The 12,515-nt window shown below is 45.2% G+C and carries 17 protein-coding genes and 1 riboswitch; of the genes, 4 read left to right on the forward strand and 13 right to left on the reverse strand.

From position 1 onward, the window contains the following. Positions 1-79: 79 nt before the first annotated feature. From OCV70_RS04325 to OCV70_RS04335, 3 genes are all read right to left on the reverse strand, one after another. Positions 80-1,408, reverse strand: coding sequence for an MATE family efflux transporter (locus OCV70_RS04325; RefSeq protein WP_021925116.1), 1,329 nt, complete (start codon positions 1,406-1,408; stop codon positions 80-82). A gap of 15 nt (positions 1,409-1,423) precedes the next feature. After that, the gene (locus OCV70_RS04330) at positions 1,424-1,894 is read right to left on the reverse strand and encodes a MarR family winged helix-turn-helix transcriptional regulator (protein WP_021925115.1); all 471 of its coding nucleotides are present in this window, start codon (positions 1,892-1,894) and stop codon (positions 1,424-1,426) included. A 230-nt stretch (positions 1,895-2,124) separates the two neighbouring features. Further along, positions 2,125-3,210 carry a DnaJ C-terminal domain-containing protein gene (locus tag OCV70_RS04335; protein WP_021925114.1) on the reverse strand — a complete coding sequence of 362 codons (1,086 nt, stop codon included), beginning with the start codon at positions 3,208-3,210 and terminating at the stop codon, positions 2,125-2,127. Between the two features lie 208 nt (positions 3,211-3,418). Between OCV70_RS04335 and OCV70_RS04340 the strand changes: the two genes are divergently transcribed. Together OCV70_RS04340 and OCV70_RS04345 are read left to right on the forward strand one after the other, a co-directional pair. Beyond that, positions 3,419-4,057, forward strand: coding sequence for a sugar O-acetyltransferase (locus OCV70_RS04340; protein ID WP_262579275.1), 639 nt, complete (start codon positions 3,419-3,421; stop codon positions 4,055-4,057). 44 nt (positions 4,058-4,101) lie between these two features. Continuing rightward, a complete protein-coding gene (locus OCV70_RS04345) occupies positions 4,102-5,478 on the forward strand; it encodes an MATE family efflux transporter (RefSeq protein WP_173765293.1) in 1,377 nt (458 codons plus the stop codon). Positions 5,479-5,594: 116 nt separating this feature from the next. On the opposite strand, the gene OCV70_RS04350 is transcribed toward OCV70_RS04345, so the two are convergent. The 9 genes from OCV70_RS04350 to OCV70_RS04385 form a co-directional block, all read right to left on the reverse strand. Next, a complete protein-coding gene (locus OCV70_RS04350) occupies positions 5,595-6,020 on the reverse strand; it encodes a phosphohydrolase (protein WP_173765291.1) in 426 nt (141 codons plus the stop codon). Positions 6,021-6,271: 251 nt separating this feature from the next. Continuing rightward, entirely contained in the window at positions 6,272-7,009 is a 738-nt protein-coding gene (locus tag OCV70_RS04355; protein ID WP_173765289.1) for a sulfite exporter TauE/SafE family protein, read from the reverse strand. Positions 7,010-7,021: 12 nt separating this feature from the next. After that, positions 7,022-7,927, reverse strand: coding sequence for an AraC family transcriptional regulator (locus OCV70_RS04360; protein WP_173765287.1), 906 nt, complete (start codon positions 7,925-7,927; stop codon positions 7,022-7,024). A gap of 45 nt (positions 7,928-7,972) precedes the next feature. Beyond that, positions 7,973-8,209 (reverse strand): response regulator, encoded by a 237-nt coding sequence (locus tag OCV70_RS20080; RefSeq protein ID WP_117853282.1) that lies wholly within the window; start codon positions 8,207-8,209, stop codon positions 7,973-7,975. After that, entirely contained in the window at positions 8,206-8,460 is a 255-nt protein-coding gene (locus tag OCV70_RS04365) for a sensor histidine kinase (protein ID WP_173765349.1), read from the reverse strand. The genes OCV70_RS20080 and OCV70_RS04365 overlap by 4 nt, the downstream gene beginning before the upstream one ends. Next, complete coding sequence (locus OCV70_RS04370; RefSeq protein WP_147343010.1) at positions 8,393-8,584, reverse strand: hypothetical protein; 192 nt, start codon at positions 8,582-8,584, stop codon at positions 8,393-8,395. The genes OCV70_RS04365 and OCV70_RS04370 overlap by 68 nt, the downstream gene beginning before the upstream one ends. Next, positions 8,556-8,729: a hypothetical protein gene (locus OCV70_RS04375; protein WP_021925107.1), complete on the reverse strand. Its 174-nt coding sequence runs from the start codon at positions 8,727-8,729 to the stop codon at positions 8,556-8,558. The genes OCV70_RS04370 and OCV70_RS04375 overlap by 29 nt, the downstream gene beginning before the upstream one ends. A 146-nt stretch (positions 8,730-8,875) precedes the next feature. Then, positions 8,876-9,019, reverse strand: a complete 144-nt coding sequence (locus OCV70_RS04380) for a hypothetical protein (protein WP_173765285.1) — start codon at positions 9,017-9,019, stop codon at positions 8,876-8,878. A gap of 28 nt (positions 9,020-9,047) precedes the next feature. Next, positions 9,048-9,120, reverse strand: a riboswitch (cyclic di-GMP riboswitch). A 62-nt stretch (positions 9,121-9,182) separates the two neighbouring features. Next, entirely contained in the window at positions 9,183-10,544 is a 1,362-nt protein-coding gene (locus OCV70_RS04385; RefSeq protein ID WP_173765283.1) for a M20 family metallopeptidase, read from the reverse strand. A gap of 150 nt (positions 10,545-10,694) precedes the next feature. Between OCV70_RS04385 and OCV70_RS04390 the strand changes: the two genes are divergently transcribed. Together OCV70_RS04390 and OCV70_RS04395 are read left to right on the forward strand one after the other, a co-directional pair. Further along, a complete protein-coding gene (locus tag OCV70_RS04390) occupies positions 10,695-10,943 on the forward strand; it encodes a hypothetical protein (protein ID WP_021925104.1) in 249 nt (82 codons plus the stop codon). Continuing rightward, positions 10,901-11,233 (forward strand): amino acid ABC transporter substrate-binding protein, encoded by a 333-nt coding sequence (locus tag OCV70_RS04395; RefSeq protein WP_147343008.1) that lies wholly within the window; start codon positions 10,901-10,903, stop codon positions 11,231-11,233. Before OCV70_RS04390 ends, OCV70_RS04395 begins: the two co-directional genes overlap by 43 nt. Before the next feature lie 25 nt (positions 11,234-11,258). Here OCV70_RS04395 and OCV70_RS04400 read toward each other — a convergent pair whose 3' ends face one another. Further along, positions 11,259-12,296, reverse strand: a complete 1,038-nt coding sequence (locus OCV70_RS04400) for a helix-turn-helix domain-containing protein (protein WP_021925102.1) — start codon at positions 12,294-12,296, stop codon at positions 11,259-11,261. Between the last annotated feature and the right edge of the window lie 219 nt (positions 12,297-12,515).

Consider the following 12,515-nt stretch of genomic DNA (forward strand, 5'->3'; position numbering starts at 1 on the left):
TTGACATACTTGTTTGTATCATGGCACATTTCATCATACAGAATCAATATTAAATTTTCAAGAAATATGGCATTTTTTCCTAATAATGATATTTTTTCCTGTTTTTCACAAAACAGATCAGGGAACATACCATGCCCAGTCCCTCTGCAACTACAATAGCACCCCAGATTCCATCCATTCCCAGCACAGCAGGAAGCAGCAATACCATCCCTCCTCTAAAAATCAGGGTTCTTGTGAAAGACAAGAATGCGGACAGCGGACCATTACACAGCGCAGTGAAAAAAGAGGATGCATAAATATTAATTCCGCTTAACAAATATCCCAGTGCGAAAATCCGAAAGCCATGAACAGTCATATTCAGAAGTTCTTTGTCATAACCCACGAAAACAGCTGACAACGGATAACTGATAGCTTCAGAAACTACAACCATGATCACGGATGTAATGCCAATGATCGTGATACTTTTTCGGAATACGCTTTTTAACTCTTTATGATTTCCCGCACCATACTGGTAGCTGACCACTGGAGCACTTCCTGATGAAAAACCAAGAAATGCCGCTAGGAAAACAAAATCTACATACATCATAACAGAATAAGCCGCAACTCCCATTTCCCCGATTACTTTCATCAGCTGGATATTATATAAAATACTGATCAGGGAAGCAGAAATATTGCTGAGAAGTTCTGAGGAGCCATTGGAAGCAGCCTGAAGAAGCTGTTTTCCATAAAATCTGGTTCTGGTCAGCTGCAGACCATGTTCTCTCTTCTTTGCAAAATAAAGCAGAGGAATTGCACCGCCAACCACATATCCCATAACCGTTGCCAGCCCGGCACCAGCTACTCCCATTTTCAGCACAGCAATAAATACATAATCCAGCACCATATTGGTAACGCCGGATGCAATGGACAGCACCAGTCCAAGAACAGGCTTTTCATTTACCACAAAGAAATTCTGGAAGCTGACTTGCAGCATAAATGGTACACTTCCACTAATCAGGATAGTCCCATAAGTCACACTGCTTTCCATAAGAAGGTCGCTGGCTCCTGCAAGGCGCATAATAGGACGGACAAAAATAAGAATAATTACCGTCAGTATTGCACCGATTCCTATAATACTGTAAATCAACATGGAAAAATACTGATTTGCCAGCTCCTTTTTCCCTTCTCCAAGTGTTTTGGCTACCAGTGCACTGCCTCCCGTTCCCAACATAAATCCAACAGCTCCGATAATCATGGCGACCGGGAATGCAATGTTAATTGCGGAAAGTGCCATAGCTCCCACAAGATTGGATACAAACAATCCATCTACCACGCTGTAAATGGAGGCAACGATCATCGTAACCACAGAGGGCAGCGTAAAACGCAGCAAGCGGCTGTAGGTAAAATGATCGGATAATCTGATCTGCATAAATAAAATTTCTCCTTATTGTTTTTTCTTATTTCTTTCCAGAAGCTTTTTCATTTCATCTTCCAGTATGTCAATATGTCTATATCCGTAATAAAGGACATTTTCTCTTTCCTGGGATGTAAGTCTTTTAAATGCTCTTTGTTCCAGCTCAAAAATCGGGTCTACTGTACTTTGCGCCAGTTCTTTTCCTTTCTCAGTAAAATGGATGGTTTTGCTCTTCTTGTTTCCAGAATCCTGTGATAAACAGATTACGCCATCCTTTTCCAGCTTTTTTAATGCACTGTTTACTGTCTGCTTTCTGAGATGCAGGCTTTCACAAAGCTGCACCTGAGTATAGCCGCCATCATTTTCCCGAACAAAATACAGAATATCGAACATAGTTTCTGTCATTCCGAAGTGCGATGCCAGCTTATAGTAGACTTCACAGTTTTTTTTGTAAATATTGTTCACTTCTCTGGAAAATTCTTCGAAAGTCATTTCTTCCATCTGTTTTCCCCTTTCTGATTGCGAAGAAGTTTTTCTTTGGTTTGATAAAATAATCCGAAATCGGATTATTTGCAGTATAGTCCTATTTCGGATTATTGTCAAGGTATAAAAAAACAGCTTGCATAGTGAAGTTTGGCATTTTTTACAGCATCATTTATTCTGCTGTATTGCCTTTTCCTCATACTTGCAAACTGCTTTTTCAAAGCTATTCTTTTATGTTCTTTTTATTTTCAGGCTGTCCGGGAATTTCTCGCTCCAGTCATCCTGGTGCTGGCGTCAAATTCATGGAGTTTCCTCTTGGATTCTTCACTTAAATTTCTTGGTACCTGAACCTGGATTGTTACGTACAGATCTCCGTAGACTCCGGCTTTGCCCATAACCTGAATGCCTTTGCCTCTCAGACGGATCTTGCTGCCGGACTGGGTACCTTCCGGGATACGGCACATTACCTGACCGCTTAAGGTCTGAACTCTGGCTTCTCCGCCAAGAGCGGCTGTCAGAAACGGGATATTTACAGTGGTGTAAATGTCTGCGCCTTTTCGTTCAAATCCGGCTCTTTCTCCAACATGTACCTTCAGAAGCAGGTCACCTGCCGGGGCACCGCCATAGCCTGGGTTACCTTTGCCTCTTAAGCGGATGCTCTTTCCATTGTCGATTCCTGCGGGGATGTGAACCTTCAGGGTCTGTTTGCCCTTTCCGTCAGCGTCGGAAAGATTGATCAGCTTGTCGCAGCCAAGAGCCGCTTCGTCGAAGCTGATGGAAATCTCCGCATTCAGATCCTGGCCTTTCTGCTGGTAGCTGCCGCTGCCAAACTGGCTTCCGAAGCCGGAACCTCCAAAGCCGTGTCCGCCGAAGCCATGAGCGGAACTGCCGTGGCCGAATGTGCTTCCTCCGAAGCCGCCTCCAAACAGATTCTTCAGAATGTCGTCCATGTCACCGCCTTCAAAATGGTATTCCTGATAGCTGCCGTCCGGGCTTCTGTAAGCACCGCTCTGGCCTTTTCCAAAGCCGCCAAAACCACCGAAACCAGAACTGTTAAAACCTGACTGGTTAAAGTCTCCGGCACCATATCCTGCTCCGCCGCCTTCTTCAAATGCCGCATGGCCGAACTGGTCATACAATTTCTTTTTCTCCGGGTCACTGAGCACGTTATAGGCTTCTGTAACTTCCTTGAATTTCTCTTCTGCATCTGCATTTCCTGCGTTTGAATCAGGATGATATTTCTTCGCCATCTTACGATAGGCTTTCTTTATTGTATCTTTGTCCGCGCTGCGGTTAATTCCCAGCACTTCATAATAATCTCTCTTTGCTCCCATATTGGTCACCTCTGACTCCTCAAATTCAACCTACACAAATTCCCCGGAATCACTCCCGGGGAAATCATTTTTCTTGTTCTATTCGTAATATAACATTCAATTGTGCAAGTGTCAAGCAAACATAGGGAAATTCATAATTTTTTCACATTGTTTCATTTTCTATGCTATAATAGTAACACTTTACAATTCTTTTTTGGAGGGAAATCAGATGAATCATAAAGAGCGTATGGAGCAGGGGCTGATCTATAATCCTAATCTTCCGGAGATCACGGGAGATCAGTTTGTGTATATGGATAAGCTGTGGGAGTTTAATCAGCTGAAGCCTTCACAGTTTGCAGAAAAAGAGCGCTATATGAAAGAAATGTTTGCCGAGTGCGGAGAGAACTGCTATATTGAGCTTCCATTTCGTGCAAACTGGGGTGGAAAAAATGTTCATTTCGGAAACGGTGTGTATGCCAATTTCAATCTCACACTGGTGGACGATGGGGACATTTATATTGATGACAAAGTCATGTTCGGGCCTAATGTAACCATTGCCACAGCGAACCACCCCATCGATCCAGGACTTCGCGAAAAAGCCATGCAGTACAATAAGCCAGTCCATATCTGCGAAAATGTATGGATAGGTGCGGGAACTGTCATTGTCCCTGGTGTTACCATCGGGAAAAATTCTGTCATCGGTGCCGGCAGCGTTGTCACAAAAGACATTCCGGAGAATGTGGTGGCCGTAGGCAATCCCTGCCGTGTGCTGCGGGAAATCGGGGAACATGAGCGCGAGTATTTCTATAAAAAGGAACGCATTGACTGGAAAAATTTAGGAGACATCTCATACACTCCCCTTGGCTGACTTTTCGCCAAACACTGCACTATAAAATAAACTAAGGACAAAACATGAAAAACAAACAATTAAATCTTACATCCGGTCCTATTTTACGGACTCTTGCAGAACTGGCACTGCCGATCATGGCATCTTCCTTCCTTTCCACTGCATATAACATTACGGACATGGCATGGATCGGGATGCTGGGCTCCAAGGCTGTGGCTGGCGTAGGCGTAGGAGGCATGTACGTATGGCTCTCCCAGGGATTTTCCTCCCTGACGAGAATGGGCGGCCAGGTAAACATGGCCCAGTCTCTTGGAAAAGGAGACCGGAAATCTGCAGCTGGCTTTGCCCAGGCGGCTCTGCAGCTTACCATACTTTTCGCTCTTTTCGTTACTGTAGTCAGTATGGTCTTTACAGGTCCTCTGCTGAAGTTCTTTACCCTGACAGATGCCGAAACCTACAACAGCGCCAGAATTTACATGCGCATCACCTGCGGACTGATTTTATTTTCCTTTCTTTCTCAGGTGCTGACCGGACTTTTCACAGCCCAGGGCGATTCCAAAACACCGCTGAAAGCCAACTTTTTCGGTCTGGTTCTGAACATGATCCTTGATCCTCTTCTGGTACTTGGCGTAGGACCTTTCCCAAGGCTGGAGGTGGTGGGAGCAGCCGCTGCAACTGTAACCGCCCAGATCGTGGTTCTGCTGATTCTGATCACCGGAATCATCTGCGATCATGGCGATTCCAATGTTCTGCGAAAGATTCAGCTTCTTTCCAGGCCGGAACTTTCTTACGTAAAAGGTGTATTCCGCATTGGAATCCCAACTGCATTACAGGGAAGTATTTACTGCATTATCTCTATGATCCTGACCAGAATGGTCTCCGGTTTCGGCGCCGGTGCAATCGCAGTACAGCGTGTTGGCGGACAGATTGAGTCTCTTTCCTGGAATACAGCAGATGGTTTTGGTTCTGCTTTAAATGCTTTTATGGGACAAAATTATGGAGCCAGGAAGGTTGACCGAATCAAACAGGGATACAGCATTTCCCTTCGGCTTCTGGTGTGCTGGACAGCTCTAATCACTATTGCCTTTGTATTTTTCCCAAGGTATATCTCCGTGCTGTTCTTCCATGAAGAGGAGGTGGTCCGGCTTTCTATTGATTATCTGCGGATCATCGGATTTTCTGAAATCCTGCTCAGCGTCGAGATGATGACCGTTGGCGCACTTTCCGGACTTGGAAGGACACAGCTTTGCAGCGTGATCAGCATTTCCCTTACCGTTATACGTATTCCGCTGGCACTGATCCTTTCCGGCACTTCCCTTGGTCTGAATGGAATCTGGTGGGCCCTAACCCTTTCCAGTGTTGCGAAAGGAATTATTTTCTATATTACTTTTCAGTATATTTGCAGACATAGTCTGCTGAAAGCGGCTGGCTCAAAAAATTAAGCAAAATACTCTGGCTTACGCCAAAACATAATCATTGATAAAAAATCCCAGGCGGCTGCATGTACTTTACAGGAAGTACAGCAGATGCCTGGGACAATTTATTCATAACAATATTATCATTTCATGCTATTCTCCACTACTCCTGGAAGTACCTCATAAATGAAACAGCCCATCTTCCCCTGAAAATATTCTTTTATTTCCAGTATCTTTTTCCATCTGTCTATGGTAGCCAGATGAACGCCGTACCGAATGGTCACATCCACAAACTGTTCCATGAACTGGTAATCTTCCTCGCTGACATCGAATTTGCCAATAGAGGTGCGGATATCCTGGATCATAAATGCGTGGGAAATACAGATCTGGGCAGCCTTTTCCCAACCACGCTCTAGAATATATGCTTTCTCCGAATCCAGATCTGCACAGCGGCGTGCAATATTTTCGCAGGCCAGTGCCACATATCTGGAATGATCCACCCATACACCGGGGTTGGACTGATAAGCTTCTTTTAATGCCTGTTCTGCTGTTTTACGATCTGGTTCCATATAAAGTACCTCCTGAAACGAAAATGCCGCCTGTCGGCGACATCACTCACTACATACGAAAATCCGTTACTCTGTATCTGCAAACCTCATCCAGAACTCTGAGAGGTAAGGAGGATGAAAAATGCAGCATCGCTGCGTCCCCTGTATTTCATCCTCCCGAGTATCATTATAGTGCATTTTATATTTTTGCAATACATTTTTTCTGCCATTTTGTATTAAAATCCTGCCATTTTTCAGGCAGGCACATACTGCTACATATTCTGCAGTGTCAGTGAGACACCTGACAGAATCAATAATACTGCCATCATCCTCCGTACCGTCTTTTCCTTCAGCAGGGAACTGCTTTTCATTCCCGCAAACAATCCCAGAATGGCAATAGGAATCAGCATAAGCGCACTTTTTAGGGTATCAAAGGTAAGCAGATGAAGGGCACTGTACAAAATAATCCGGAATGTATTGTCCGCAATAAATACGGCGCTGATATTGGCCTTGAACTCGCTTCCGCTGTCCGTCACCCGGTCCACATAGACTGCTAGAAGTGCTCCAACGCCAAATAGCCCGCAAAGAACACCAGCTAACAAACCAACTGCTCCAAATGTAAGCCTGGACCTGGGCGAAGATTGGGACAACGGATTCCCCTCTACCCTTTTCTTGTCCCGAAAAAGCATTTCCAGCCCAAAGAGCACTGCCACATTGCCAAATATCACCTTGATATTGCTTACATCTGCATTTTTCAGAAGCAAAGCCCCCGGGATGCAGCCTGCCAGCACAAGGGCTGCCAGCGGCAGATATACCTTATAATCCAGGCTTTTCCTGTTTTTCCAGGTGAGGATAAAATTGGTGGGATACCCGATCAGCAGCTCCACCGGCGAAATATTGGCATTGGCTGCGCCAAAGCTCAAAATCGAAGTAAACACCAGCGTATTTGCAAATCCGCACAATCCCTTAATAAAGTAAGCCGTAAAAGCGGCTATGATCCATAGATACATAACATTTCCTCTCTATTTATGCTCCGTCTTCTGCCTGTACTCTCCCGGAGTGCAGTTCATATATTCCCGGAAAACCTTGCCGAAGTAGCTGCTGCTTCCAAGGCCGCAGGCGTGGCTGATCTCTGTAACGGAGGCGCGGGTTTCCGCCAGCATCTGGCAGGCCATCTGGAGGCGATAGTTCTGGATATACTGCATGGGCGTCATGTGCAGGCATTCCTGGAAAATGCGGAAGCATTCCCGCTCGCTTAGGAACACTGCGGATGCCAGCTGGGAGATGACCAGCTTTTCCGAATAGTGCTGATGAACATAGATCATCAGGTCTTTGATTTTATCGTTGTTTTTGCGCAGTTTGGGAGGCTGTGCAAGAAGAGGAACTGCCTGCTGGAAGATCCGAATCCAGATTTCAGAGAGCACTGCCCGAAGATGAATTTCAAATCCAAACTCCTTTTCGGAAATGTCAAATGCATTCCGGATCATCTTCAGGATTTCCTGGTGAACCGGATTTCCCGGATATAATGCAATCATTTCCGCCTGCGGCACTGTAATAAGCGGCAGTACATATTTCTCTTCAATCCTGCTGCCGCGCCCGCCGGCAATCAGGGACGCATCAAAGATATGGCAAAATTCAACATTCTCATTGATCAATGAAATCCCTCTGGAAGCATGCAGAATATTAGAATTCAAAAGTCCGCCGCTGCCTGCTGGAAAACAGATTTTCCCACTAGGGAGATTGTACTCCACTTCCCCGCTTTCCACATAAAAAAGCTCCACGGCCTTATGCCAGTGCCAGGGCACAAAATGATCCGGATATTGATCCAGCTCTGCCCTTGAAGCAATATAAGGAAAATCCATCCCAAAATCCGGAAGCAACTCCTCCTGGCTTCCTGCATGAAACTGAATCTGCCTGATCTTCTTCATGAATTTCCCCTCTTCTTTCCGTGTATTTGAGCGCCCAAAGGCTGCCTAAATGAATGTCTTTATTCTTCTTATCCTACCCGCATGGAAATCATCTTCGCCTTCATTGCTGCCATAGCGCTTTGCCTGCCGGATGATCTCCATGCAGTCCATATCCGGCATTTTCCAGTCGATCAGACAGATATCAAAAGGCCGCTTCTTCTCATTGGCAGAGCGGACCAGGTCGATGGCCTCCTGTCCGGTAGTTACATAGCGGTTCTGAATTTCCAGGCTGTCTAGGATCAGGGAAGTGCTCTCACAAGTGGCTGGATCATCATCCGAAGAATATTCTTGGTGATCACCATTCCAAGTCCGGTTCCCTGAATGCCCTTCAGACGCTCGTCTTCTGCTCTCTCAAAAGGAACAAACAGGCGCTGCACAAACTCCGGCGTCATTCCATATCCATTGTCCTCGCAGGTAAAAACATATTCAGAGTAAAAAGCAGACCCGGAGGGAATCTCTTTCAGGCCAACAGAAATTTTGAAGGCGTAGGGAATCCCCCACTACGTCCTCGTGGATCACATTGCAGATATCAATGAAAAGCTCCTGCTTCTTGGTGGTGATCAGGCATTCATGAACTCTCTGGGTATCGTCAAGATGCGCCTCTGCAATTGTTGGCATTCTCCGCGGCAGCGTATGACTGTTCTGCCACTGCCACAGCCTTTGCCAGAGATTTCCTGTGCTCTCTCTCATTTGCAACAATATCGTCCACCATGCGAAAGCCCATAAGCACATGCTGTTCATCATCCAAACGCATATATTTCATCTGGCACAGGTGCTTTTTTCCTCGATGATACTCTCATAGGTAAAGCTGTACTCTGGCTTGTAGGAAAGAATCTCTGCTACTTTTTCGTAATCCATTTTCCCAAGCAGGCCTTCCTGGTCTTTCTTCGGTACATGGCTCAGAACATATCACTCACAGATTTCCTCATAGGAAGCAGAGTTTTCGGTATTCAGTTCTTCAAGCTGGATGTCTTTCTCCCACATAAATATATTTCTCTCCTGTATTGCTGCATGGTTTCTCTGGTAACCAAAAAGAGGAATACCATAGACCAATCTATAGTATTCCCCTGCATCATCTTGTATCTGCAACTGGCTGCCATTTCACAGGCCCTATATTGCGTCACAGCCTTTCGACTGCTTTGCCCATTATTTAATTGTGAACTGGATTAGTCCTGGAAAATTATAGCATTAAAGATTTTGTTTTTCAACCAATTTTTTAGATGGCAAGAAGATTCTTAATCGCTTCCATATATACCAGAACTGCCTCTTCCATGCCGGATACAAGAATAAACTCGTCAGCACCATGGATGTGGTAATCAATACCCAGTTTCTCAGGTCCGAATGCGATAATATTCTTCAGGGATTTAGCATAGGTTCCGCCGCCGATTACCATTGGCTTGTTTTCGGTGTCACCGGTTACATCCACGTATGCTTTGTACAGTGCATTGACAAGCGGAGACTCTCTTGGGAAAAACAGAGGATTGCCGATTGTTCCGATCTCAATGCGTCCGTTCTCGTCTTCCAGTCTGCCCTGGCACATTTCGCGCACCTGGTCTGCCTTTAAGGTAACCGGAACACGGATATCAATAGTACAGGAAATCACGCCGTCCTGTGTTTTCACAATGCCGTTGCAGAAGGTAAGGTCGCCGTATTCGTCTGCGAATTTCAGGCCTACACCGGAACCGTCACAGTCTGTGCCAATGTGGCTGTTGTAAAATTTCACGAAGTCATCTTCAAATCCAGCCTCTTCCAGGCACTGGCAGGTTACGCCTGCTGCATTGATTCCAAGTGCCGGTGTGCTTGCATGGGCAGGAACTCCTTTGGCATAGATGGTAAGGGTTCCGTTCTCTTCTGTTACTTTATATTCCTGAAGCTTTGTCTGGGAAAAAGCAGCCTCAAGCTTCTCTTTCAGCCTTGCTTCTGCCGGAATCACGGTGGTGCAGTTGTCGCACACTGCATTGGAAACAAATCCGCCGTTCATAGAAATGATCTTTGTATTCTTGGAGTATGCCATCATAGACATATGCCCTTTTTCGCCGTGGATACATGGGAAATTGGCATCCGGAGTAAAGCCGCAGGACAGCTCTTCTGCTACTTCATTATAATGCTTCATGCATTTGGAGCCAGTCTCCTCGTTGCAGCCCATAATCAGGCGGACACGCTTGTTCAGCTTCACACCGGAATCACGGAGAAGCTTCATTGCATAGAGGGCTTCGATCACAGGTCCTTTGTCATCTGTGGTTCCTCTGCCGTATACGTAGTCCCCTTTGCGTGTCAGCACAAATGGGTCATAAGTCCAGTCACCGCCTACCGGAACAATATCCAGGTGTCCTGCGATGCCGACGATTTCCTCTCCCTCGCCCATCTCTGCATAACCGCAGTAATTGTCCAGATTCACAGTCTTAAAGCCAAGCTCCTGTGCGATCTGAAGTCCCATCTCAAGTGCTTTGGCAGGGCCTTCCCCAAATGGCATTCCCTCTTTTGCCGGAGCAAGCTGGGAATCAATTGCAACCAGCTTTCCAAGATTGGTAAGCATTTCTTCTGATAATGCGTGGATTTCTTCTTTTATAGTACTCATAGCTCCTCCTGATATCTGTTCTGTTATTTCGCTTACTTCTGCCCGGTCTTATGGTTCCCGGGTATTTTTGTTTTTATCAGTTTCATTATAGCAGTGTTGTCAGAAACTGTACATCTAAATTTTGCACGTCACTAAAATACTCCAAAATCCTTGCAGACTTTTGTTGACGCAGGGGTACAGGCTGCAGACGCTGATGACACACCGGGCCAGAGACTGAAAAAGGTTCGCGTTGGCTATCTGATTTATCCAGGTTATCAGGAAGGAGAAGGAAATGCCCCCAAATCCGGATATGGCTATGAATATCTTCAGCAAATCGCCTATTATGCCGGATGGGAATCAATAAAGGAAGTATTTAGGTGGACCTATTTGAAAGCAGTGAGAAACGGTACGCTGATATGAACAGCGGCAAGCTGGACGCCATTGTTTCCACAACAGTTGCAGAAAAAGAGATTTCCAAGTATCTCTGGAATTCCATTTTGAAAATCGGATATTCTCCTTATTATTTGGGAGTGAGCAAGAAAAGCCCGGAACTGTACGCGGAATTAAATAATGCGATCACCAAGATTCTTCAGTCTGACTGGTATTATAATGAGAAGGTTTATCTGAAATACAATGGAAAAACTTCTCCTGCGGCTACGCTTATTCCGGCGATAGAGATTATCCGGCGAAGCGTTCCTTTTCCCGGATAATCTCTTTTTTTACACCATATAAGTATTATGACTTACCGAGCAGTTTTTCCCAGGGTTCATAGCCTTTCATGTAGGAGAAGTCCTCTCCGTCCCGGAATAATGTCAGCAGGTTTTCTTCCATTTCCCTGGTGTATGGGTTTTCGGCGGTTTTGAATTCCATGTGCTGGTACAGCCTGGATTCCCGGAAATCGCATATGGTGTCCACATTTTCCAGAAGCTGCTTTGCTACCTGGAAGGTATCTTCCACATTTTTCTCTGCAGTTACAATATTAAGCAAAGGGGCACATTGGTTATATTTTCCCATGTCAAATACAGCAGCCAGAGTACACATTTTTTCCGCCAGAAATCTTGCGTATGCACCGTTCTTTTCCTTAAGAGCCTTTGCTGTCATAATGGAAAAAGCCAGATTTAAGGTGGTGTATTCTGAAAAAACAGCATTCTCCAGCTTTTCATATGCCTCTTCTGTTTTTCCCTGCTCCATATAGAGTCTGCCCCAGTTTACCTTTTTCATTGGGTCATAGTCGGAAAAATAGTTTAAATATTTTTCTGCCATTTCGTAGTTCTGTTTTCTTAAATAAAATCCAAACAGGGAATCCGCTGCGTGGTGCTGGATGCTCTCGTTCTCATCATTCAGCGCCAGTTCATACCAGGAATTAATCTGGTCATCATACCTGTCCGGATTCTCGCACTCTCCCAGGATTCTTCTGGAATCCAGCATGACCGCGATCTGCCAGATGAGCAGATTGCAGTTTGGGTACTCGTTTATGGTGTTGACTGCCCACTGATAGGTCTTCTCATAGCCTTCCTCGGAAAACATTTTTTCCATTTCCCGGATCAGTTCTTCAATCTCAGCATCTGTAAGATTTTCCCGAAAAGCCAGCAGCGTATCCAGGGAAATATGAAGCAGCCTTGCAATGGGCGCCAACAAATCAATGTCAGGCTTCGAATTGCCGTTCTCCCACTTATTCACAGCCGGCGTGGTCACTCCTAACCGATTTGCCATCTCCTCCTGGGTGAAACCGGATTCTTTCCTGTATTTCTTAATTACACTTCCAATGTCCATTCCTGTTATCTCCTCTAAACGAACTTGTCACCAGCCGGTGACATCATCATATATAAAAATCAGTTACAGCAAAAGCTTTTGTAAGTAAATCATAACAGGATTGCGGGCAGGGGACAATTGAATTGTTGTTAAGTAATTTTCAATTTTTTTAACTGGTGGGAAATAAGAAGGGTTTTCAGAGATGCAAATGGGAGGGAATTCATAGTACCATATTTGTAT

This window comes from Blautia acetigignens (assembly GCF_025566865.1).
In the GTDB taxonomy this organism is placed as follows: Bacteria; Bacillota; Clostridia; order Lachnospirales; family Lachnospiraceae; genus Blautia_A; species Blautia_A acetigignens.